This is a genomic window from Pseudomonas sp. UBA2684 (assembly GCA_002354655.1).
GTDB lineage: Bacteria > Pseudomonadota > Gammaproteobacteria > Pseudomonadales > Pseudomonadaceae > Aquipseudomonas.
The window spans coordinates 15,213-39,055 of sequence record DELY01000029.1; the positions used below are offsets into that span (position 1 = coordinate 15,213).

17 protein-coding genes are annotated in these 23,843 nt (G+C 61.8%); 12 read left to right on the top strand and 5 right to left on the bottom strand.

The genetic code is table 11. The features are described from left to right. The 6 genes from B3M58_RS09800 to B3M58_RS09825 form a co-directional block, all read left to right on the top strand. Positions 1-594, top strand: a 594-nt coding sequence (locus B3M58_RS09800) for a type VI secretion system baseplate subunit TssG (RefSeq protein WP_296218684.1), incomplete at its 5' end; no start/stop codon positions are given. Positions 595-596: 2 nt separating this feature from the next. Beyond that, positions 597-3,146 (top strand): type VI secretion system ATPase TssH, encoded by a 2,550-nt coding sequence (gene tssH, locus B3M58_RS09805; RefSeq protein ID WP_296218685.1) that lies wholly within the window; start codon positions 597-599, stop codon positions 3,144-3,146. A gap of 61 nt (positions 3,147-3,207) precedes the next feature. Beyond that, positions 3,208-4,101 carry a hypothetical protein gene (locus tag B3M58_RS09810; RefSeq protein ID WP_296218686.1) on the top strand — a complete coding sequence of 298 codons (894 nt, stop codon included), beginning with the start codon at positions 3,208-3,210 and terminating at the stop codon, positions 4,099-4,101. Positions 4,102-4,296: 195 nt separating this feature from the next. Next, complete coding sequence (locus tag B3M58_RS09815) at positions 4,297-5,085, top strand: endonuclease/exonuclease/phosphatase family protein (protein WP_296218687.1); 789 nt, start codon at positions 4,297-4,299, stop codon at positions 5,083-5,085. 66 nt (positions 5,086-5,151) lie between these two features. Then, positions 5,152-7,158 (top strand): type VI secretion system tip protein VgrG, encoded by a 2,007-nt coding sequence (tssI, locus tag B3M58_RS09820; protein WP_296218688.1) that lies wholly within the window; start codon positions 5,152-5,154, stop codon positions 7,156-7,158. A 10-nt stretch (positions 7,159-7,168) separates the two neighbouring features. Beyond that, on the top strand, positions 7,169-7,714 hold the full coding sequence (locus B3M58_RS09825) for a toxin-antitoxin system YwqK family antitoxin (protein WP_296218689.1): 546 nt from the start codon (positions 7,169-7,171) through the stop codon (positions 7,712-7,714). 5 nt (positions 7,715-7,719) lie between these two features. Here B3M58_RS09825 and B3M58_RS09830 read toward each other — a convergent pair whose 3' ends face one another. Next, a complete protein-coding gene (locus tag B3M58_RS09830; RefSeq protein ID WP_296218691.1) occupies positions 7,720-8,115 on the bottom strand; it encodes a DUF4280 domain-containing protein in 396 nt (131 codons plus the stop codon). Positions 8,116-8,151: 36 nt separating this feature from the next. Further along, entirely contained in the window at positions 8,152-9,168 is a 1,017-nt protein-coding gene (locus B3M58_RS09835) for a zinc-dependent alcohol dehydrogenase family protein (protein ID WP_296218693.1), read from the bottom strand. Between the two features lie 295 nt (positions 9,169-9,463). Between B3M58_RS09835 and B3M58_RS09840 the strand changes: the two genes are divergently transcribed. The 5 genes from B3M58_RS09840 to B3M58_RS09860 all read left to right on the top strand — a co-directional run bounded on the left by B3M58_RS09840 (position 9,464) and on the right by B3M58_RS09860 (position 18,011). Beyond that, positions 9,464-10,381 carry a LysR family transcriptional regulator gene (locus B3M58_RS09840; protein WP_296218695.1) on the top strand — a complete coding sequence of 306 codons (918 nt, stop codon included), beginning with the start codon at positions 9,464-9,466 and terminating at the stop codon, positions 10,379-10,381. Between the two features lie 241 nt (positions 10,382-10,622). Beyond that, positions 10,623-11,864, top strand: coding sequence for a multidrug efflux RND transporter periplasmic adaptor subunit MexE (mexE, locus tag B3M58_RS09845; RefSeq protein WP_296218698.1), 1,242 nt, complete (start codon positions 10,623-10,625; stop codon positions 11,862-11,864). Positions 11,865-11,878: 14 nt separating this feature from the next. Further along, on the top strand, positions 11,879-15,058 hold the full coding sequence (locus B3M58_RS09850) for an efflux RND transporter permease subunit (RefSeq protein ID WP_296218700.1): 3,180 nt from the start codon (positions 11,879-11,881) through the stop codon (positions 15,056-15,058). Then, positions 15,055-16,458 carry an efflux transporter outer membrane subunit gene (locus B3M58_RS09855; RefSeq protein ID WP_296218701.1) on the top strand — a complete coding sequence of 468 codons (1,404 nt, stop codon included), beginning with the start codon at positions 15,055-15,057 and terminating at the stop codon, positions 16,456-16,458. The genes B3M58_RS09850 and B3M58_RS09855 overlap by 4 nt, the downstream gene beginning before the upstream one ends. 275 nt (positions 16,459-16,733) lie before the next feature. Continuing rightward, positions 16,734-18,011 carry a glycosyltransferase gene (locus B3M58_RS09860; protein ID WP_296218703.1) on the top strand — a complete coding sequence of 426 codons (1,278 nt, stop codon included), beginning with the start codon at positions 16,734-16,736 and terminating at the stop codon, positions 18,009-18,011. 8 nt (positions 18,012-18,019) lie between these two features. Here the strand turns inward: B3M58_RS09860 and B3M58_RS09865 are convergent, their stop codons facing one another. Next, positions 18,020-18,754, bottom strand: a complete 735-nt coding sequence (locus B3M58_RS09865) for an SDR family oxidoreductase (protein WP_296218704.1) — start codon at positions 18,752-18,754, stop codon at positions 18,020-18,022. Between the two features lie 493 nt (positions 18,755-19,247). Between B3M58_RS09865 and B3M58_RS09870 the strand changes: the two genes are divergently transcribed. Then, positions 19,248-20,255, top strand: a complete 1,008-nt coding sequence (locus B3M58_RS09870) for a TRAP transporter substrate-binding protein (protein WP_296218705.1) — start codon at positions 19,248-19,250, stop codon at positions 20,253-20,255. Between the two features lie 213 nt (positions 20,256-20,468). Here B3M58_RS09870 and B3M58_RS09875 read toward each other — a convergent pair whose 3' ends face one another. Together B3M58_RS09875 and B3M58_RS09880 are read right to left on the bottom strand one after the other, a co-directional pair. Beyond that, positions 20,469-21,683, bottom strand: coding sequence for a CynX/NimT family MFS transporter (locus tag B3M58_RS09875; protein ID WP_296218708.1), 1,215 nt, complete (start codon positions 21,681-21,683; stop codon positions 20,469-20,471). Between the two features lies 1 nt (position 21,684). After that, complete coding sequence (locus B3M58_RS09880; protein WP_296218709.1) at positions 21,685-23,772, bottom strand: putative bifunctional diguanylate cyclase/phosphodiesterase; 2,088 nt, start codon at positions 23,770-23,772, stop codon at positions 21,685-21,687. Positions 23,773-23,843 lie beyond the last annotated feature (71 nt).

The following is a 23,843-nucleotide window of genomic DNA, read 5'->3' on the forward strand; positions in this document are numbered from 1 at the left end:
GCGGTTCCCGCCGTTAGTCCGGTTCAAGCCCAGCTGCGGGCGCTTACCGGATTGTTACCGAAAGCGCTGCAGGAGCGCCAGACGCTGCCGGATGCTGCCATTCTTGCCCGTACGGCCCTGTTCTCGGGCGGACGCCGCTCCCTGGCCGGCTTTGCCGCCATCGTTCGCCAGCACTTTGGCCTGCCGATGCAGATTTCAGCCTATGAAGGGGCTTGGCGCAGCATCCCGCCTGCCAGTCGCAGTTGCCTGGGACGCGCTGGCCGCAACCTGAAACTGGGCCGCAACGCGATCGCTGGAACGCGGGTATGGGATGAGCATGCTGGCATTCGGCTGACCCTCGGCCCTCTTGACCCCCGACAAGCCGAACGCTTCTTGCCCGATGGTGAAGCCCACCCGCAGCTCGCCAGTCTTGCAGCGTTCTACTTCGGCCCGGATATGGACTGCGCGCTGAGCCTGCTGGTCAACGGTTCAGGCCCCATCACGCTCAAACACAAGGTTGCAACGAAGCTCGGCTGGGGCGGCACACTGCACCGGCAGCTCTCGAATCGTGTGCAGCGCATTGATACTCGGCTGCGCCAGCCGGAGATGGCCTGATTATGGAACTGGGTAATCTCATCGGACGCCTCAACACCGATTGCCGACGTGCCATGGAGCGGGCAGCTCAACGCTGTATGCAGCGCACCCACCACTACGTAGAAATCGAACACCTATTGCTGGAGTTACTGGAGATCGAGGGTGGCGATCTTGCCTGTCTGCTTCCACGTTTTGCCCTGGAGCGCGATGCGCTCAGCGCCGAGATCAATAAAGCATTGGAATTGTTCAAGTCCGGTTGTACCCGCACGCCGGCACTCTCAACCCAGGCTGTTGGCTTGCTCGAAGATGCAGTGGTGCACGCCAGTGTCCTGGGGCAGGAAACGATCCGCTCCGGGCTGTTATTACTGGCCCTGCTTGATCGCGAAGAGCGGCGCAGCTTGCTGTTGAACAGCGCCTCGTCACTGCTACGTATCCCGCGAGAAGCCTTACGCAACAACCTCGACGAGTGGACCCAGGCATCCCGTGAGCGCCCTGCCGGAGCAGTCCGGGCACAGCCCGGGAAAGCCGGTAAAGAGTCCCCCGCTCCACCAATTCTCGATCAGTACACCCAGGACCTGACCGCCGACGCGTACAACGGGCGAATCGATCCTATCGTCGGGCGCGATGCTGAAATTCGCCAGACCATCGATATTCTCCTGCGCCGTCGGCAGAACAATCCGATCCTGGTCGGCGCGCCGGGGGTCGGTAAAACCGCCGTGGTCGAAGGCCTGGCTTTACGCATCGCCGCCGGCGACGTGCCGCCGCCGCTGAAAGAGGTCAGCGTCCGCGTCCTCGACCTCGGTCTGTTGCAGGCCGGCGCCGGGGTAAAAGGCGAGTTCGAGCAACGCTTGAAGGGCGTGATCGATGCGGTACGCAGCGCCGAGAAACCGATCATCCTATTCATCGACGAGGCCCACACCATGATTGGCGCGGGGGCCGCCGAAGGCCAGAGCGACGCCGCCAACCTGCTTAAACCGGCCCTGGCGCGTGGCGAACTGCGCACCATCGCCGCCACCACCTGGCTGGAATACAAGAAGTACTTCGAAAAAGACCCGGCCCTGGCTCGGCGCTTCCAGCTGGTACAAGTCGAAGAACCGGACCAAGCCACTGCCGTGGACATGCTGCGAGGCGTGGCCGCCAAGCTGGAGCAGCATCATGGCGTGCAGGTGCTGGATGCCGCCATTCACGACGCGGTGAAACTGTCCCACCGCTACATTTCCGGCCGGCAACTGCCGGATAAAGCCATCAGCGTGCTGGACACCGCCTGTGCTCGCGTCGCCCTCGCCCAGCACGATGTGCCGCCACCGCTGGAAAGCCTGCGCCATCGCCAACACGCCTTGCAGGAAGAGCTGGAGCGCTTGCGCCGTGAACAGGCCACTGGCCTGGAACACAGCGAACGGATTACCGCGCTGGAAGACGAATCGATCGCCAATGCTATTGCGATTCGTGAGTTGGACAGTCGCTGGGCCGATGAGCGCAAGGCCGTGAGTGAATTGCTGGAGACACGGCATGAGTTGCTCGCGCTCAGCGAAAGCGTCGATCCGGCCAAGCCCGATGAAGAACTCGATGGCCGTATCGATCACCTGGCAGCCGAACTGGCGCGCCTGGAAAGCGGCCTGGAGGCGATCCGCCAAGACGACCCACTGGTGCCGGAACAAGTCGACTCGAAAACGGTAGCCGCGGTTATCGCCGGCTGGACCGGTATCCCAGTCGGCAAGATGCTCGCCGACGAAGCCCATGCCATTCGCACCCTTGGGCAGCGCATGGGGCAACGCGTGATGGGGCAGAATATTGCGCTCAATACGATAGCCCAACGCCTCCAAGCCTACCGCGCCGGGCTAACCGATCCGCAGAAGCCGGTTGGCGTCTTCCTCCTGCTCGGACCAACAGGCGTTGGCAAGACCGAGACCGCCTATGCCCTTGCCGACGCGCTGTATGGCGGCGAACGCAACCTGATCAGCATCAACCTCTCCGAATACCAGGAAGCCCACACCGTCAGCCAACTTAAAGGCGCGCCACCCGGCTACGTCGGTTTCGGCAGCGGCGGCGTGCTCACTGAAGCCGTGCGGCGCAAGCCTTATAGCGTGGTGCTGCTCGACGAGATCGAAAAGGCCCACCCGGATGTACTGGAGGCCTTCTACAACGTGTTCGACAAGGGCGTGATGGAAGATGGCACCGGCCTGGTGGTGGACTTCAAGAACACCGTGATGCTCGCTACCAGCAACGTCGGCGCCGAACTGATCCTCGACACCCCGAGCGCCCAACTGGGCAGCGACACCTTCAATGCCAACCTGCACAACGTCCTGCTACACGCCTTCCGCCCCGCCTTCCTCGCCCGCATGACCGTGGTGCCCTACCACCCATTGGACGCAGCAACCCTGGAAAGCATCGTCCTGGCCAAGCTGGAGAAACTGCGTGAACGATACAAAACGGCAACCGGCAAACAATTCGAGTTCGATGCAGGGATCGTCAAGGCCGTACTGGCCAAGTGCAGCTTTGCCGGGGCGCGGGATATCGAGAATGTATTGATGACGCAAGTAACGGGAAAGTTGGCGGAGTGGGTACTGGAATGAACATCAGCTAGCGACATTAGTACGTAGACAATTCAACGCAGTAAGTCTGAAGGATCGCCGTATGCCGTGGGTTCAATGCAGCAAATGCCAATACATTCGCGAGGCTAAATTTCCAGCTTACCACCTGAATACCATACCCATTCACCCTGGCAGCAAAGTGCTACCAGAATATTCAATGTGCACGAACTGCGGCGAGCAAAAAAAATGGACTGAACATACCGGGCTTATTGCACAAACAATACTAAGCAATGAGCGCCTGGCGTACGAGCTGGCTTACAATCTGCTCACCCAGAAAAGAAAATCCATCAGCGATATTCGCATACTGATAAAAACCAAAGAAAAATCGTACGCGGAGCAGTTTAAAGAAAAATTCAAGGAATCAACATTCAAGTACAACCCCAATGATAGCTTTCATCTCCATACAGAAATCCAACTGTGCATAGATACCCTAGTGTCGTTAATGGAGGAGGAGGCTATTCTGAATAAAAAATTATCACAGATGACAGACCCTGACATTATCGAGCGCGACGCCACTACCGTAAATAAAAAAGCATTCGATGCCAGCCCCAAAGGGCTGATTCTAGGCAGCAGACAATTCGTTTCAATGAAGGCACCAATAACCCAGATTCTTGACGCCGCCAACTGGTCATGGGGCCTGAATGTTTCATGGGTCGAAGGGGGCATAACGGGAAAAACAATATTTGAACTTCTCGTTGAAAGCAGCAACCCTTACCATAATATTCCGAACGATATACTAGTCACGCTCCAGCAAACACCAAACATCCAATCCGACGTATTTCTTTCTCTCTGCGAAACCCATGGAGCTGGATCGTTACTCTGGTACAACCAGGGCGGGGAAAACAGACCGACGTGGACAGCGCTGGAAATCGCCACCCTATTAAGGATGAATTACAATTTTCTGTTTCAAAACAATAAAATCTATCTTAAGAAATAGCAGCTCATCGTGCGTTTTGCCGGCACACAGCGCTCAAACCTGCGGGAAGCATAAAGTTTCGGGCACATTGTTAAATTAATTAGTTAATCCGCACATAGAAAACCAGGGAAGTGGACACATAGATTTTCAACCAATCTGACGGGCGTAGAAAACACCACCCAATTTCGACTACAACCCTTACCGGCCTCGACAACCATGCCAGATTTAAGAATATTGACCTGGAACAGCACAGGTGAAGACGCGGCAAAAGCCCTAGAGCTGGACAACGAATGCCAGGCAATTGCTGCGGCATACCCACTGCAACCGGATGTTGATGTATTTCTTATCCAAGAAGCACAGCAGGCCCCTGGCGGCGCCATAAGTGCCTATTTGAATGGCCTGGCTGGCTATACCGTTCATCATATTCAGGAAAATTTGGGGGGTGGCGGCAAGGGCTATATTTGCGCCACACGCAATGCCGTCGTGACGGTCAATAACCCCATTCAATTATGGGATTATGCTGCCGATCCAGAATTCACGCTTTCAGCGGCGCGGAATGTTATTACGCCAGGCTGCTGGACCCCGCCGGCCAGAACCCCCGCCTACACCGTTATCACGGTCGGGGGCGCCTCCATATTACTGTTCACATGGCACGCGCCGCTTGGCGCCTCAATGCTTAATATTATTGTCGGCGCCATGAAGGGCGGCGGCTTGATTGATGCCTATATTGCCTTCGAAAATAGTCAGATATTGAACAACCCTCAGAACTTCCTTGGCTTCATACCGCAGTTCATCATCATTGCCGGCGACATGAATGCAACATCCGCTGCACTGGCCAAAAATTATTACAACTACACGCCCCTTGACGACTTCCTTGGTGTGTCCAACCATCTGGATCACATCATGGCGTACTCGCCCCATCACACCGCTTTTAACGTCGATCAAGATAGAGCCGCCGCAACAACTAGCATCCACGACACGCTGTGCGCCCGAATGCATTGGTAAGGAGCACGCCAAGCAAGCCGACGAACACATCGCAGTTCTTGTCCTGCATCAGCACTAGAGGGTCATATGCCCCGCCCCACCGACACCACCACCAGTCTCTCGCTCAGCGCCTCGGCACTGAGCGACCTCTACCCGGAAAACTTCGCCGGCGAGGAAGCCTTGAATGTCCTCGGCAGCCTGACGCTGCATGGCTATAGCGCCACGGCACTGAGCATGAGCGATGCGGTGGCCTCGCACCTGACCGCAACCCTGCACAACGACGACCAGCAGCGCCCGCTCGATGCGCTCTGTGCGCAGATTGGTCAACTGCCGGGAGACGCCAGCGTCGAGCGCTACCAACTGATCCTCCGCCCCTGGCTCTGGTGGCTGACCCTGGCCAGCAACAACCGGGTGTTCCAGAACAAGAGCACCAGCGACATCGTCACCAGTATTTTCGACACACACGGTTTCAGCGATTACCAACTCAAGCTCACCGGCAGCTACACCCCGCGCGAATACTGCGTGCAGTACACCGAGACGGATTTTGCTTTCGTCTCGCGTTTGCTGGAGGAGGAAGGGATCTTCTGGTTTTTCACCCACGCCGACGGCCAACATACCCTGGTGCTGGCGGACAGTAACGATGCGTTTCCAGCCTGCCCCAACGTCACAACCATCGCCTATTTAGGCCAGGAGATTGGCGTTCGCGAGTTGCATGGCATCCGCGCCGGGCAGTTATGCGTGCAGGCGGTGTCCGGGGTTTATCGCGCCACCGATTACGCGTTCACTACGCCGAGCACGTCGCTCTATGGTCAAGCCGAAGCAGTGGCCGGGCCGTTGTCGGTGTACGAACACCCCGGCGGTTATAGCGCCAAGGCCCGCGGCGATGCGCTGGGCAAATTACGGGTGGACGCGTTACGCACCCAAGAGAAGCGTTTCGTCGGCGAAAGCGATTGCCGTTGGTTGGTGCCGGGGCATTGGTTCACCTTGAGCGGCCACGATGACGCAGCGCTGAATATCGATTGGGTCATCACCACGGTGACCCACGAGGCCAGCCACGCACAGTATCGCAACCGCTTCGTGGCGATCCCCAAGAGCACCCGCTACCGGCCGCCACGGATTACCCCCAAACCGCGCATGCACACACAAACGGCCATCGTCGTCGGCAAGGCAGGCGAGGAAATCTGGACCGACGAATACGGTCGGATCAAAATCCAGTTCCCCTGGGACCGAGACGGCCAGAACGACGAAACCAGCTCCTGCTGGGTGCGCGTGGTATTGCCCTGGAGCGGCAAAGGCTTTGGCATGCAGTTCGTCCCACGCATCGGCCAGGAAGTGATCGTCACTTTTATCGACGGCGACCCGGATCGCCCACTGGTCAGCGGGTGCGTGTACAACGGCGATAACGCCCTGCCCTATGCGCTACCCGCCAACCAGACGCAGTCGGGGATCAAGACCAACTCATCGAAAGGCGGTGTCGGCTTTAACGAGTTGCGTTTCGAGGACAAGAAGGACAGCGAGGAAGTGTTCCTACAGGCGCAGAAAGACCTGAATATCAATGTGCTCAACGACACCACAGCCACCGTTGGCCACGATGAAACCCTCACCGTGCAGAACGCCCGCACCCGCACGGTAAAGGACGGCGACGAAAGCATCACCCTGGAACAGGGCAAACGCAGCGTCACCATCCAAACCGGTAGCGACAGCCTGGACGTCAAAGATACCCGCACAGTGACGGTCGGCAGTGACCAGACCCACAGCACGGGCGGCAATTACACGCACAAGGTCAGTGGCAACTACAGCCTGACCGTGGACGGTAACCTGACCATCAAGGTCAGTGGCACCCTGACGTTACAAAGCGACGGCGACTTCACCAGTAAAAGCGCCGCCTCGATGACGGCCCAGGCCGGCACCTCGATTACCCAGAAAGCCGGCACATCGCTGACCAACCAGGCCGGCACCTCGCTGGACAATAAAGCCGGCACCACCCTCACCAACGATGCGGGCATCAGCTTGACCAACAAGGCTAGCGCCGAGCAAACCGTCGATGGTGGCGGCATGCTGACCCTCAAGGGCGGCCTGGTGAAGGTTAACTGAGGGAGTTGCAGTGGCGCATACAGGCAAAATCGAACTGACTCGCCGAGACACCCAGCTCTCCGGCCGTCTACAGGACGGCCAGCTGGATGGCCCGCTGCGCATCGAAGATTCGGGCCGACCCCAAGCCAGTTTGAGTTACAGCCAAGGCCTCTTGCAGGGCCCCATGGTGCTGTATCACCCCAACGGCAAGGTTGCCGCGCACATGCCCTACCACCAGGACAAAGCCCATGGCGTGGCCAGCTTCTACGCCGCCGAAGGCTGGCTGCAACGCAAGGCTACATACCGCCATGGCCTCCTGCATGGCGAGGCCAGCAGCTACTTTGCGGACGGCACCCAAGCTGAACTGGAACACTATCGCGACGGTGTACGCGAGGGGCCGTATCGGCGCTTTCACCCCAACGGCAAAGTGGCGCTGAGCACGCACTACTTACAGGGGCAAATGCTCGAGCCCAGCCGGATGTTCGCCAACGATGGCAGGCCCTTGGATGCGCAAGGCAAACCGATGTCGAGAATTCGCTGGTGGTGGTTGCGAGGGTCAGACCCGCACGATGCCTGATCGGCTCAGGGAATCAGCATTTGCACTTGGCCGGGCACGAGAATCTTGATCACCCCGCCCCAGCTGCACATCAGCATGCTGTTGGCATCCAGCGACGGCATGTTGCCCAATAACATCGTCGGCGCCCCTCCGGGAATCCACGGCGCAGCGGTCACGGGTATGCATGGCATCGGCGTTAGCACACCCAATGCCGCCGCCGTTGCTGCCGCCACCATGGGGTTGGCCGGGCTCTGACACATGCCGAAGGTGGCAATATTGACCAACGGAATATGATCCATGATGTTCGCCGCCGGCATACCACTGGTCAGGGTTCGGTTGATTGGCAGGACATTCAATACAGTCGGCGCAACGCCGAAGCTGCATTGCAGCGTCGCGCCACTGCACACTTGTGGGCAAGCCATCCGCGCTCCTGTATTCGTCTAGCCGGCGTGAGTGCTTCAGGGCAGTTCGAGCACCACCCGACCACGGCTCGGACAGGTTTCCATATAGCGATGTGACGCGACGAAGTCGTCGAAGGCGAACACCTTGTCGATGGTCGGCTGCAACAAGCGATCAGCCGTCAGCTGATTGATGTGCTGCAAGGCACGCTGCACCGCCTCCTGATTCTGCTCGATGCCCAACTCCGAGTGCCCGGTGAAATCCAGCACGCAGTGGCGGAAAAACTGCAGGTGTTTCTTGAACGCGGCGCAGGCTGGAAAGGCCGTATCGTTGCCGCCGTTGACGCCGTACAAAATCAGTTTGCCGCGCGGCGCGGCAACATCGCCGAGCAATTTCATCTGCGGGCCGGCGCATTGATCGAGAATGATCTCGACGCCTTTGCCCTCGGTGTAGCGCTCGATTTCCAGGACCAGGTCCTGCTCTTCGGTGACCACGATCTTGTCGGCCCCCAAGCCACGCAGAAACTCACGGTTCGCCGCCTCGCTGGTGGACGCGATGACCTTGGCCCCTAGTGCCTTGGCCATCTGTACGGTCTGCGGCGCCAGACAATGGCTGGCCTCGGTGATCAGCACATGCTGACCGGGTTTCAGCTTGGCCAGATCGACCAAAGCAAAGTAGGCAAACAGCAAGGCGGTGTAGTGCACGCTGGCTTCCAGCGGCGACAGCACATCCGGGTAGCGGGTCAGTGCATAACGCGGCATCAGCACCAGATCGCCCCAGGTCGGGTAGCGATTGGGCGTGCTGGCCGGGAAGCTGGCGACCGGCGTACCGAGTTCAAGGTCGTCAACGCCCTCGCCCACGGCCTCGATGCTGCCGGACAGTTCGAAGCCCACGCCTGCGGGCAGTTGCGCCTGTTCGGCGGCCAGGTTCTGGCGCCACAACACATCTTTCCAGCCCAGGCCGACTGCCTGAACGCGCACCAGCACTTCGCCGGGGCCGGGAATGGGGGTTGGCAACTCTTCGCACTGGAGCACGTCAGCGTCGCCGAATTTATGGAAGCGGATCATGCGGGACATCGTTAACCTCAGGCTCTGATCACGGATTAACACTTCATTGACTGTGGACTCTATCCGCTGATGGACATCAACACCACCGGCCACTATTGATAGTTGTTATGCCTGGCAGTGATTCAAGGCTGGCGCAGCTGCTGAGGTTTCGCCGCGAGCCGCGTTGCTGCGCAACACAGCGTGCAGCGCGCGTCTTTCCTTATCGACCTGACTGCTCGTACTATTGGCCAGCCAAGGCTCTCATCGCACGACGGTGATGACAAGTGCACCGCGTCAAGGCCCGCTCAACTCGAATGGTAATCGGATGAACCGTAACGACCTGCGCCGCCTCGACCTGAACCTGTTGATCGTATTCGAGACCTTGATGCATGAGCGCAGCGTGACGCGCGCGGCAGAAAAACTGTTTCTCGGTCAGCCAGCGATCAGCGCCGCCCTCGCCCGGTTACGCAGCCTGTTCGACGACCCACTGTTCGTGCGTACGGGCCGCAGCATGGAGCCGACCGCCCGCGCGCAAGAGATTTTCGCCCTGCTCTCGCCGGCACTCGATTCGATTTCCACCGCGGTCAGCCGCGCCGCCGACTTCGACCCCGCCACCAGTAATGCGATATTTCGCGTCGGCCTGTCCGACGACGTCGAATTCGCCCTGCTCCCCGCCTTGCTGCGCCGCTTGCGCGCCGAAGCGCCCGGCGTGGTGCTGGTGGTGCGGCGTGCCAACTACTTATTGATGCCCAACCTGCTGGCCTCCGGCGAAATCTCGGTGGGCGTCAGCTACACCGAAGAGCTGCCGGCCAATGCCAAGCGCAAAACCTTGCGCCGCAGCAAAGCCAAACTGTTACGCGCCGACTCGGTACCGGGCGCCTTGAGCCTGGATGACTATTGCGCCCGCCCACATGCGTTGGTGTCGTTTGCCGGCGACCTCAACGGCTTCGTCGACGACGAGTTGGCCAAGATCAACCGCACGCGCAAAGTGGTGCTGGCGGTTCCGCAATTCAATGGTTTGGGCGCGCTGTTGGCCGGCACCGATCTGCTCTCGGTGGTACCCGACTATACCGCGGCGGTTCTGACTGCCGCGGGCGGGTTGCGCGCCGAAGAGCTGCCCTTCGAAACTAATAGCTTTGAGATGTCCATGGCCTGGCGCGGCGCCCAGGACAACGACCCGGCTGAGCGCTGGCTGCGTTCACGCATTCAGATGTTCTGTGGCGACCCGGACAGCCTGGCGTAGCGGCCCTGGGCTTCACCCAAAATCGGCGCTACCCAACCCCATCGCTGCGTCGCCAAGCCTTGCCGATGGCCGCGCGCAAGTGCTCTAACTCGGTGCATCCAGCACCGCTATAGCGCATTATCGATATAACTCGCGCTGCCATCATTGCTGATGATAGTCATCTTCATGGCATTCGATTCGTGCGCCACACAGACCCGCAGCAAACTCCGCCGATCCACAAAACCGGCTGGCGGAAGCAACCATGCAACAGTCCAACAAAAACACCTGGCAGTTCCCTTTGGCCCTGGCGGCCCTCTTGCTGCTCAGTGCCTGCGGCAAGGCGCCAGAAGCCACGCAACAGATGCCGGCCGCCAAGGTCAGCGTGGCTGAAGTAATCGAACAACCGATCAACGAATGGGATGAATTCACCGGCCGCCTGGAAGCACCCGAGTCGGTGGAGATCCGCCCGCGTGTTTCCGGCTTCATCGACCAGGTGAGCTTCGTCGAAGGCAGCCTGGTGAACAAAGGCGACCTGCTGTTCCAGATCGATCCACGGCCGTTCCAGGCCGAGGTCAAACGCCTTGAAGCCCAGCTGCAACAAGCCCGCGCCGGCCAAGCTCGCGCGCAAAGCGAAGCCAATCGCGGTGAGCGTCTGCGCCAGAGCAACGCCATCTCCGCCGAACTGGCCGATGCCCGCGCCAGCGCCGCAGCAGAAGCCAAGGCGGCGGTTGCCGGCATCCAGGCGGAACTGGATAACGCCCGCCTCAACCTGAGTTTTACCCGGGTCAGCGCGCCGATCGATGGGCGCGTCAGCCGGGCGGAAATCACCGAAGGCAATCTGGTCAATGCCGGGCAGAGCCTGCTGACCACCCTGGTCAGCACCGACAAGGTCTACGCCTATTTCGATGCCGATGAGCGGGTGTTCCTCAAATACGTCGAGCTGGCGCGCCAGGCCGGCGGCCAGACCCGCGATGCCAGCCCGGTGTACCTGGGTCTGTCCAGCGAAGACGGTCACCCGCACCTGGGCCAGCTGGATTTTCTCGACAACCAGGTCAACCCGCAGACCGGCACCATCCGTGGCCGCGCGGTGTTCGACAACCGTGACGGGCGCTTCACCCCTGGCCTCTACGCCCGCCTCAAGCTGGTCGGCAGCGGCCAATACGCCGCGGCGTTGATCAAGGACGAAGCGGTCGGCACCGATCTGGGCAAGAAGTACGTCCTGGTGCTCGACAAGGACAACGCCGTGCAGTACCGCGCCATCGAGCTGGGGCCAAAGCTGGAAGGCCTGCGCATCGTGCGTAGCGGCCTGGCCAAGGGCGAGAGGATCGTGGTCAACGGCCTGCAGCGCGCCTTCCCCGGCTCCACGGTGGATCCGCAAAGCGTGCCCATGGCCGATGAAAAGACCCAAGCGCTGCTGGCCGAGCAACGCCAGGCCATCGAACGCCAGAACAGCCGCCGGGTCGCTGTGGAAAACAGCCCCGCCAGCACTGCGCCACGCGGCTAATTAGGTAGAAGACGATGAACTTCTCGCAATTCTTTATTCAGCGGCCGATCTTCGCCGCCGTGCTGTCACTGCTGATCCTGATCGGCGGTGCCATCTCGCTGTTCCAGTTACCGATCAGCGAATACCCGGAAGTGGTACCGCCGACCGTGGTGGTCCGCGCCACCTTCCCCGGCGCCAACCCCAAGGTGATCGGCGAAACCGTCGCCTCGCCGCTGGAACAGGCGATTACCGGGGTGGAAGGCATGCTCTATATGTCGTCCCAGGGCACTGCCGACGGCAAGATGACCCTGACCCTGACCTTCGCCCTCGGCACCGATCTGGACAAAGCCCAGGTGCAGGTGCAGAACCGCGTGACGCGGACCATGCCGACGCTGCCCACCGAAGTGCAGCGCCTCGGCGTAACGGTGGACAAGGCCTCGCCCGACCTGACCATGGTCGTGCACTTGACCTCGCCGGACGACCGCTACGACATGCTCTATCTGTCCAACTACGCCGCGCTGAATATCAAGGATGAGCTCGCGCGCCTGGACGGCATCGGCGATGTGCAACTGTTCGGCCTCGGCAACTACTCACTGCGCGTGTGGCTCGATCCGAACAAGGTGGCCTCGCGCAACCTCACGGCCTCGGATGTGGTCAACGCCATTCGCGAACAGAACCGTCAGGTCGCTGCCGGTTCGCTCGGTGCGCCGCCCTCGGATGCGGGCAACAGCTTCCAGCTGTCGATCAACACCCAGGGCCGTCTGGTCACTGAGGAAGAGTTCGAAAACATCATCATCCGCGCCGGTGAAAACGGCGAAATCACTCGCCTGAAAGACATCGCGCGGATCGAGCTGGGCTCCAGCCAATACGCCCTGCGCTCCTTGCTGAACAACAAACCCGCAGTCGCCATCCCGGTATTCCAGCGCCCCGGCTCCAACGCCATCGAGATTTCCGATGCGGTGCGTGAGCGCATGGCCGAGCTGAAGCAGAGCTTCCCCCAGGGTGTGGACTACGAAATCGTCTATGACCCGACCATCTTCGTGCGGGGCTCCATCGAGGCCGTGGTGCACACCCTGCTCGAAGCCATCATTTTGGTGGTGCTGGTGGTGATTCTGTTCCTGCAAACCTGGCGCGCCTCGATCATTCCGCTGGCCGCCGTGCCGGTCTCCCTGATCGGCACCTTCGCCGTGATGCATATGTTCGGCTTCTCGCTCAACGCGCTGTCGCTGTTCGGCCTGGTGCTGGCCATCGGCATCGTGGTGGACGACGCCATCGTCGTGGTGGAAAACGTCGAACGTAATATCAGCCTGGGCAAAACCCCGGTGGAAGCCACCAAGCAGGCGATGAAGGAAGTCACTGGCCCCATCGTCGCCACGGCCCTGGTGCTGTGCGCGGTGTTTATCCCCACGGCCTTTATCTCCGGGCTTACCGGGCAGTTCTACCAGCAGTTCGCGCTGACCATCGCCATCTCCACGGTGATCTCGGCGATCAACTCGCTGACCCTGTCTCCGGCCCTGGCCGCCGTGTTGCTGAAAAGCCATGACGCGCCGAAGGACCGCTTCTCCAAGCTGCTCGACAAGCTGTTCGGTGGCTGGTTGTTCAAGCCGTTCAACCGCGCGTTCGACCGCGCCAGCCATGGCTATGTCGGCACCGTGAAGCGCGTACTGCGCGGCAGCGGCATCGCCCTGTTCGTCTATGCCGGGCTGATGGGTCTGACTTACCTGGGCTTTGCCACGACGCCCACCGGTTTCGTGCCGGCGCAGGACAAGCAGTACCTGGTGGCCTTCGCCCAACTGCCGGACGCCGCGACTCTGGATCGCACCGAAGCGGTGATGAAACAAATGTCGGAAATCGCCGGCAAGCACCCAGGCGTGGCCAACACCATCGCCTTCCCGGGTCTGTCGATCAACGGTTTCACCAACAGCCCGAACAGCGGCATCGTCTTCGTCGCCCTGAAAGATTTCGATCAGCGCCAGGACGAAAGCATGTCCGCTGGGGCGATTGCCGCTGAGCTTAACGGCCAGTTCGCGGGTATTCAGGAAGCCTATCTGGCGATCTTCCCGCCACCTCCGGTACAAGGCCTCGGCACCATCGGCGGCTTCCGCTTGCAGGTGCAGGATCGCGGCAACCTGGGCTACGACGAGCTCTACGTGCAAACCCAGAACATCATCGCCAAGGCGCGCCAATTGCCGGAGCTGGACCCGATGTCGGTGTTCACCAGCTATCAGGTCAACGTGCCGCAGATCGATGCCGCCATCGACCGCGAAAAGGCCAAGACCCATGGCGTGGCGATCAGCGACATCTTCGACACCATGCAGATCTACCTGGGCTCGCTGTACGCCAACGACTTCAACCGTTTTGGCCGTACCTATCAGGTCAACGTGCAGGCCGAGCAGCAGTTCCGCCTGGAGCCGGAGCAGATCGGTCAGCTCAAGGTGCGCAACAACCGTGGCGAAATGGTCCCGCTGTCAGCCTTCCTCAAGGTCAGCGCCAGCTCAGGTCCGGATCGGGTGATGCACTACAACGGCTTCCTCACCGCCGAAATCAACGGCGCGGCCGCCCCCGGCTACAGCTCCGGCCAGGCCGAGGCGGCGATCGCCAAGCTGCTCAAGGACGAGTTGCCCAACGGCATGAGCTTCGAGTGGACCGACCTGACCTACCAGCAGATCCTCGCCGGTAACAGCGCGATCTTCGTCTTCCCGCTCTGCGTGCTGCTGGCCTTCCTGGTGCTGGCCGCCCAGTACGAGAGCTGGAGCCTGCCGCTGGCGGTGATCCTGATCGTGCCGATGACCCTGCTGTCGGCCATCACCGGGGTAATCCTGGCCGGTGGCGACAACAACATCTTCACCCAGATCGGCCTGATCGTCCTGGTGGGATTGGCCTGTAAGAACGCCATCCTGATTGTCGAGTTCGCCAAGGAGAAACAGGAAGAAGGCATGGACCGTTTAAGCGCGGTGCTGGAAGCCTGCCGCCTGCGTCTGCGGCCGATTCTGATGACCAGCTTCGCCTTCATCATGGGCGTGGTACCGTTGGTGTTGTCCTCCGGTGCCGGCGCAGAAATGCGCCATGCCATGGGCGTCGCGGTGTTCAGCGGCATGCTCGGCGTGACCTTCTTCGGCCTGCTGCTGACCCCAGTGTTCTATGTGCTGATCCGCGCCTTCGTGGAGAAACGCGAAGCGCAGAAAGCCGCACGTTTGCTGGAGGTGCAGGCATGAAAACCCTCAACGCCAAGCCTCTGGCCATCAGCCTGCTAACCCTGGCGCTGACAGCCTGCGCCGTCGGCCCGGACTACCAGGCCCCGTCGACCGAAGCAGCCAAGCTGAGCAGTGCTGAAACCACGCACTACGACCGCACTCGTTTCGAGGCGCTCTGGTGGCAGCAGTTCGATGACCCGACACTGAACCAGTTGGTGCAGCAGTCGCTCGACGGCAACCGCGAGCTGCGTGTGGCCTTCGCCCGCCTGCGCGCGGCGCGGGCGATCCGCGACGACGTGGCCAACGACCAGTTGCCGACCATTACCAGCCGCGCCAGCAGTGAAATCGGCAAGGCCCAGCAACCCGGCGTCACCGAGCGGCGAGTGAATGCCGAGCGCTACGACCTGGGCCTGGACATGGCCTGGGAGCTCGACCTGTTCGGCCGCATCCAGCGTCAACTGGAAGCCAGCGACGCGCAGATCGAAGTCGCCGAAGCCGACTACTACCAGGTGCAGGTCAGCCTGATCGCCGAGCTGGTGGATGCCTACGGCAACCTGCGCGGTGCACAACTGCGCGAACGTATCGCCCGGGAAAACCTGGCGAACCAGCAGGAGTCGCGGGCCATCACCGAGCAACTGCGCGATGCTGGGCTCGGCAGCGAACTGGATGTATTGCGCGCCGACGCGCGTCTGGCCGCTACCGAAGCCAGCCTGCCGCAACTGCAAGCCGAACAGGTGCGTGCGCAGAACCGCATCGCCACCCTCCTCGGCCAGCATCCGCAACAACTCGGCGTCGACCTCTCCGCGCAAGCGTTGCCAGCCATCGCCAAGGCCCTGCCGATTGGCGACCCGGCCGAACTGCTGCGCCGCCGCCCGGATATCCGCGCCGCCGAACGGCAACTGGCAGCGGCGACTGCCACTATCGGCGTGGCCACCGCCGACCTGTTCCCGCGGGTCAGCCTCAGCGGCTTCCTCGGTTTTACCGCCGGGCGCGGCTCGCAGCTGGGTTCATCGGCGGCGCGCGCCTGGGGCGTAGCGCCGACTATCAGCTGGGCGGCCTTCGACCTGGGCAGCGTGCGCGCCCGTTTACGCGGTGCCGAAGCCGATGCTGACGGCGCCCTGGCGCAGTACGAGCAACAAGTGCTGCTGGCCCTGGAGGAGTCGGCGAACGCCTTCAGCGACTACGCTAAACGTCAGCAGCGCCTACTCGCCTTGGTGCGTCAGTCGCAAGCCAGCCGCGCCGCAGCCGAACAAGCGGCGGTGCGCTACCGCGAAGGCAGCGTGGACTTCCTCGTGCTGCTGGATGCCGAGCGTGAGCGCCTGGCTGCCGAAGACAGCCAGGCCGTCGGTGAAATCGAGCTGTATCGCGGCATCGTCGCCATCTACAAAGCCTTGGGCGGAGGTTGGCAGCCCAACGCCTGACCCGCCTGCCCGACTCTCCTGGGTTGGATACTCCAACCACTTCCAGCCCCACGGTTTTGCTCCTTGCCGTGGGGCTTTTTTTGCGCGCGCGTTTATCGCCAGCGGCGGACAAGGCTGCGCCATGTCCGCCCTACGGAGGTGCAAGAGGTAACGCCGAGCAGCGCACATCGCGGTGGTAGGGCGGACATGCCGAAGGCTTGTCCGCCAAGGTCACGCGCGGTGGACATGCCGGGCGCTATAATCGCCGCCCTTTCGCCTGATCAGCGCGGCGTTGCATGAAGAAAATCCTGGTTATCGGTTACGTCTGGCCTGAGCCGTGCTCTTCGGCGGCGGGCAGTCGCATGCATGAGCTGCTGGTGCTGTTCCGCGCCCAGGGCTGGCAGGTGACCTTCGCCAGCGCGGCGGCGTTGTCGGAACACCGCGCCGATTTGCGCGCGCTGGAGATCCCCGAGGTCGCCATCACCCTCAACTGCGACAGCTTCGATGCCATGGTCGCCGCGTTGCAGCCGGATCTGGTGCTGTTCGACCGTTTCTTCACCGAAGAGCAATTCGCCTGGCGCGTCGAGCGCGCCTGGCCGAATGCACTGCGCGTGCTCGACACCAGCGACCTGCACAGCCTGCGCGAAGCCCGCCAGCAACTGCTGAAAAACACGCAGCAGGCCTGCGCCAACGAGGCGGATAAGCAGCAAGTCGGCGCCGTCGAGGCCAACGCCGAGGCGCTGTACGCCGCCATGGCCGGCAGCGATACGGCGCAGCGCGAGATCGCCGCGATCTACCGCAGCGACCTGACATTGATGATTTCCTCGTTCGAAATGCAGCTGCTGCAAATCCAGTTCGGCGTACCCGCCGCGCAATTGCAGCACTGCACCTTGATGCTGATGCCCAGCGACACCGCCCAGCCGGGCTTCGCCGAGCGCGAGCATTTCATCAGCATCGGCAATTTCCGCCATGCGCCGAACTGGGATTCGGTGCTGTGGCTCAAACATGCGCTGTGGCCGTTGATCCGCCAGCGCTTGCCGCAGGCGCAACTGCACGTCTACGGCGCCTACCCGCCGCCCAAGGCCACGGCGCTGCACAATGCCCGGCAGGGCTTTCATGTACTCGGCTGGGCCGACGATGCGCATCGGGTGATGAGCCAGGCGCGGGTGTGCCTGGCGCCGCTACGCTTTGGCGCGGGAATCAAGGGCAAACTGGCCGATGCCATGGCCTGCGGCACGCCCAGCGTGACCACCGCCATCGGCAGCGAAGGCATGCACGGCGAGTTGCCCTGGGGCGGCGCGCGGGTTGCCACGGCCGCGGCCTTCGCCGACGCGGCCGTGGCGCTGTATGACGATGCCAGCCACTGGCAGCGGGCCCAGCAACGCGGTTCAGCGATCCTCGCCGCGCACTTCGACCGCGATGCCCAGGGCACCCTGTTGATCGAGCGCCTGCACCGGCTGTTCGAGCAGCGCGACGAACTGCGGCGGCAGAATTTCGTCGGCGCCATGCTGCGTCATCACCTGCATAAGAGCAGCCAATACATGTCGCAGTGGATTGCCGCGAAAAACCGCTGAAGCCAGGCTCAGACGATTCCGCCATTGACCCGCAACGTCTGCCCGTTGATCCAACCGCCCTCTTCGCTGACCAGGAAGGCCACCACATTGGCGATGTCCTGCGGCGTACCCAGGCGCTCCATCGGTGGCTGTTTGGCCAGCTCGTCGATCATCTGCGCGGTTTTACCGCTGACAAATAGCTCGGTCGCCGTTGGCCCGGGAGCAATCGCGTTGACGCTGATATTCCGCCCACGCAGCTCCTTGGCGAAGATGCCGGTCAGGCTTTCCACCGCGGCCTTGGACGCCGCGTACACCGAGTAGCCCGGCAACGCCAGGGCAACCACGCAACTGGACAAGTTGACGATGCGGCCGCCATCGCGCAGCCGCCTGGCAGCCAGGCGCAGGGTATTGAAGGTGCCTTTGGTGTTGATCGCGAAGATGCGTTGATACAGCGCATCGTCGGTGTCGGCAAGGTTGACCATATCGGGTTGGATGATGCCCGCGTTGTTGATCAGAATATCGATCCCGCCATACGCCAGCTCGACCTGGTCGAACAAGGCTTCGACCGCCACCGAATCGCTGATATCGGCCAGCACGGCATAGGCCCTGCCGCCGGCAGCGGTGATATCGCGCACCACCTGCTCGGCATCCGCCGGCCGCGAGGCGTAGTTGACCACCACGCTGATGCCATCGGCACCTAGGCGTTTGGCAATGGCGGCGCCAATACCGCGTGAGGCGCCAGTGACTATGGCTACTTTGGACATGACGACTCCTGCACGTGAGGCCAAGGACAAGGCGACCGCCCACGTACGTGTTGCCTGAACAGTTACGCGGTTGTGGGTGCCCTACAAGTCCGTAATCAGTGGTATAGCCGCCCTGGGGCAAGTGCGTTCGACCGATTGTCTAGCCGGCCGTGGCAAACGCCTGCGCGACTCGCCGCCTGGATCGGGGTGCGCGCTGGCGGCTAAGCAGCCTCATGGATAAGCGGAATACCGCTGATATTCCGGCGACGGGTGGCGGCATCTCGCCACCCGATGCGAACTGGGTCACGCCAATCGACTGACGAATCAAGGCCTCGACAGTCGCCAGGTTTTTGGCACAGGCATTGCCATATACAGCGGGCGTTGAGCTGGCACGACCCGGCGGCACAACAGCCGTGAACACCTGCCAAGCGCAGGCCACAGCGGCAATAAGGATGACGGTTCAGCGCGTACGCGCACCGTCCAGATAAGACCGATAACAATAAAAGGACACCGCATGTTCAAGTCGATCGTCGTCATGGCCGCCTGCGCCCTGACGTTAGCCTCTGCCGGCGCCCACAGTGCGCAAGAGCAAGGCCCCATCCTGATCAAGTTCGCCCATGTCGTCGCCGACAGCACGCCCAAAGGCCAGGGCGCCCTGCTGTTCAAGCAGTTGGTCGAAGAGCGCCTGGCGGGCAAGGTCAAGGTTGAGGTTTACCCCAACTCCTCGCTCTACGGCGATGCCGACGAACTGGAAGCCTTGCGCAACAACGAGGTGCAACTGCTGGCGCCTTCACTGGCCAAGTTCGAGAAATACACCAAACAACTGCAAGTCTTCGATCTGCCCTTCCTGTTCGACGACCTGGAAGCCGTCAACCGTTTCCAGAAGCGCGCCAAAGGCCGTCAACTGCTGCGCTCGATGGAGGACCACAACATCGTTGGCCTGGCTTACTGGCATAACGGCATGAAGCAATTGTCGGCGACCAAGGCCCTGCAAATGCCCACCGATGCTGCGGGTTTGCGCTTTCGCATCCAGCCGTCTGGGGTCCTCGAGGCGCAGTTCAACCAGCTGGGTGCGGTGCCGCAGAAACTGCCGTTCGCCGAAGTCTTCACGGCCCTGCAAAGTGGCCAGGTACAAGGCGCGGAAAACCCCTGGTCGAATATCTACAGCCAGAAACTGCACAGCGTGCAGCCCTATATCACCGAGACCAACCATGGCGTGCTCGACTACATGCTGGTGAGCAACCCACGCTTCTGGTACGGCATTCCGCACCAGGTGCGCATGCAGTTGGAGGGCATCATCGACGAAGTCACCTACGCGGTGAACCGCCAGGCCGAAGCCGCTAACCAGCAAGATCGCCAGCGCATCGAAGCCTCCGGCAGCAGCCAGGTAATCGCCCTCACAGCCGAACAGCGCGAAGCCTGGCGCAGCGCGATGCGCCCCGTATGGCAGCAGTTCGAACCGGCGATCGGTGCCGACGTGATGAAGGCCGCGCAGACCGTCAACCGCAAACAGCGCAACTGACGCCGAGCGACTGTCTGCCAGCTACCGACGTCGCCAATGGCCTCGAATGCGAGGCCAAAATGCTCGTTTACCAGCAGTGGGAGGGGCCTTGGCCGCGAGCTCTTTGGGCTGCCTTGAGCGCGCGGCCTGAACCGCTCGCGGTCAAGACCGCGCCCACAAAAGCCTGACTGCTCATGCAACACGTCATGGGCACATGGCCTTTGCAACGGCCTGTTAGTGGCTACTGCGTTGGCGCTGATTGCTAAAAATGCGCCAATAGCTGGACGGACTGAAGCGCCACGTCACCCCGAGCATCACCACGTTGCACGCCAGCATCAGCTGCCAGGTGGCATGGAAGCCACCGCTGCGCTCAAGCAACCAGCCGCTGACCGAAGGCGCCAGGGCGTTAATCAGAAAACCGAAACCCTGGACGAAAGCGGCCAACTGCCCAGCCGCGCGCGGATCGTGCACGTGATCGAGACTGAGGATCAGGCTCAGGGCGAAACAGGCGCCCAGGCCGAAGCCGATCAACGCGACCCACAGCAGCGGCGCACTGTGCGGCTGGAACAGCAAGCCGGCAAAGCCGAGCAATTGTGCGACCAGGCTGATACTCAACAACCCCCGGCGTTCGCGCATGCGCTGCGCCAGCGCCGGCATACCCAGGGCGGCAAACACCTGAAACACGGTCATCAGCGCCAGCAACGAACCGCTGTCCTGGCTGCTCCAGCCCAGTTGCTGGTAATAGGCTGGCAGCCAGGCCACCACCGTCATGTAACCGCAATTGCTGAACCCGAAATACAACGCCAGCAGCCAGGCCCGGCGGTTGCGCATAAAGGTTTGCACGGTGTGCCCGGCAGGCTGCGCCGGGGACATGCGCCAGGGCGCGCGCCACCACAGCAACAGGGCCAATAACGCCGGCACTATCCACACGGCCAACCCCGCTTGCCAGTTGCCCAGCTGGCTGGCCAGGCGCGGGCTAAGCCAGGCGGCCAACCCGCCGCCGCCCATCAACGCCGCCGAATAGATGCCCATGGCCAGCGCCACCCGACCGACGAACTGGCGCTTGACCAAGCCAGGCACCAGCACCTGAATCAAGGCGATGCCGATACCACCGAGCAACGCCGTGCCCAGCAGCAAGGTGCCATCGGCGATGACGCCGCGCGCCGCACAGGCCAGCAAAATACACAGCAGCCCCAGGGCGATGCCCCGGCCCTCGCCCAAGCGCGTCTCGACCGCAGCACTGAGCAGCGCCACCAGGCCCATGCACACCACCGGCAAAGTGGTCAGCAACGCCGCGGCCTGCACACTCAGTTGGGCGCTCAGGCGAATATCGTTAAGCAACGGACTGACCGACGTGAGGATCGGTCGCAGGTTCAGGCCCAAGGCAATCAGCAATAACGTCCAGCCAAGCATGCGCAAACGCTCGCTGGGTAACGCACAAACGCTCATTTCAATCCTTAATGGTGGCGGCCACCTGGGCCTCGGTGATCGCTTGCATGAATTGCTCGGCCGGCAAAGGATGACCAAGCAGGAAGCCTTGCAGCGAGTTGCACCCCAGCGCGGTGAGGAAATCCTGCTGCCTGAGGGTTTCCACGCCCTCGGCCACGATGCGCAAGTTGAGGGCCTGGCCGAGGGCGACGATGGCGGAAATGATCGCCGCATCATCGCTGTCGTGCTCCAGGTCGCGCACGAAGCCACGGTCGATCTTCAGCTCGTTGGCGGGCAAACGCTTGAGGTAAAGCAGGCTGGAATACCCGGTACCGAAATCGTCGATAGACAGGTCGACGCCCATCTCGGCCAATTGTTTGAGCACATGCATGCTGGCATCGGCATCGCTCATCGCCGTGGTTTCGGTGATTTCCAGGGTCAGGCAATTGGCTGGCAACTGATTCAGCGCCAGGGCCTGCGCCACACTCTCGACCAGACCGGCATGGCAGAACTGCAACGCCGAGAGGTTCACCGCCACGCGCCACTCGCGGTAGCCCTGCACGTACCACTGGCGCATCTGCCCGCAGGCCTGCTGCAACACCCAGTCGCCGATGGCGATGATCAGGCCGGTTCTTTCCGCCAACCCGATGAAGTCATCCGGCGCCAGCAGGCCGCGTTCGGGGTGCTGCCAACGCAGCAAGGCTTCAGCACCGATCGGCTGGCCGTTGGCGGCGTCGAACTTGGGCTGGTAATGCAGGCAGAACTCTTCGCGTTCGAGTGCCGAACGCAAATCATGCAGCAGCTGCAACTGGTTGCGGGCATTGGTATTCATCGAGGTTTCGAAGAAGCTGTAGCCGTTCTTGCCGGCGCCCTTGGCGTGGTACATCGCGGCATCGGCATTCATCAGCAGGGTTTGCCGATCGTCGCCATCGCCGGGGTACAAGACGATTCCCACACTGGTGGACACGCGCAACTGGTGCTCGCCAACCTGAAACGGCTGGCTGACCAACGTCACCATTTGCCCGGCGACGTTGACCGCGTCGTTCGGCTCGCTGAGTTCGGCGAGCAAGACGAACTCATCGCCGCCCACCCGCGCCAGGGTGTCCTGGGCGCGCAGATTTTCGCGCAGGCGCTGGCCCACCTCACGCAGCAACAGATCGCCGACGTGGTGGCCAAAGGCATCGTTGATCGGCTTGAAACCATCCAGGTCCATAAACATCAACGCGAAGTGGCCGCCATTGCGCGTGACCTTGAGCATGCTCTGCTCGATGCGGTCTTCCAGCAGCAGGCGGTTGGGCAGCTTGGTCAGGTTGTCGTGCAGCGCCAGTTGCGTCAGCTCCCGGTTGGCCTCGGCCAGCGAACTGCTCAAGGCCGTGGTGCGCGCTTCCATCCGCGCATCGAGCACCGAGGTGAGCAAGGCGATGGCCAATACCGCCAGGGTGACGATGACGATCAGGCTGGCCAGCCAGCCGCCATCCAGGCCCTTGCCGGCCGCGGCGCAGAAACTGCCGACGGGGAAGTTCGCCGCGGCCATGCCGGTGTAGTGCATGCCGACGATGGCCAGGCCCATGATCAGCGCCGCGCCGCCACGGGCTACTCTGACGAATGGCGTATGCCGGCGCAGACGAAAAGCGATCCACAAAGCGGCTGCCGAGGCGGCAACGGCGATCAGCAACGACAACCCGACCAGCAGCGAGTCGTAGTCGATGCCCGGCTGCATCAGCAGCGCATGCATGCCGATGTAGTGCATCGAGCTGATCCCGGCACCCATCGCCAGGGCACCGAGCAGCCAGTGCCACAGCGGCATCTGCGGCTGGCTCACCAGCCACAGGGCAAAGCCCGAGGCGAGTATGGCGATCGCCAGGGACAGCAAGGTAATGGCCAGGTCGTAGCCCAGGGGGATCGGCAAGCTGAAGGCCAGCATGCCGATAAAGTGCATCGACCAGATGCCGATGCCCATGGCCACCGCGCCACCCGCGATCCACAGCGGTACGGCGGCGTCTTTCGCGGTGGCGATGCGCCCAGCCAGATCCAGTGCCGTGTAGGACGCCAGAATCGCCACGCAGAGGGAAATCAGAACCAGGGAAAAATCGTAGCTACCAATCAGCATCGCAACTCTCAAGACGCAGCTGAGCAGCCTGTGTGGATGACCGGGGCAGGCCATTGCGCCTGCCGCCCGCT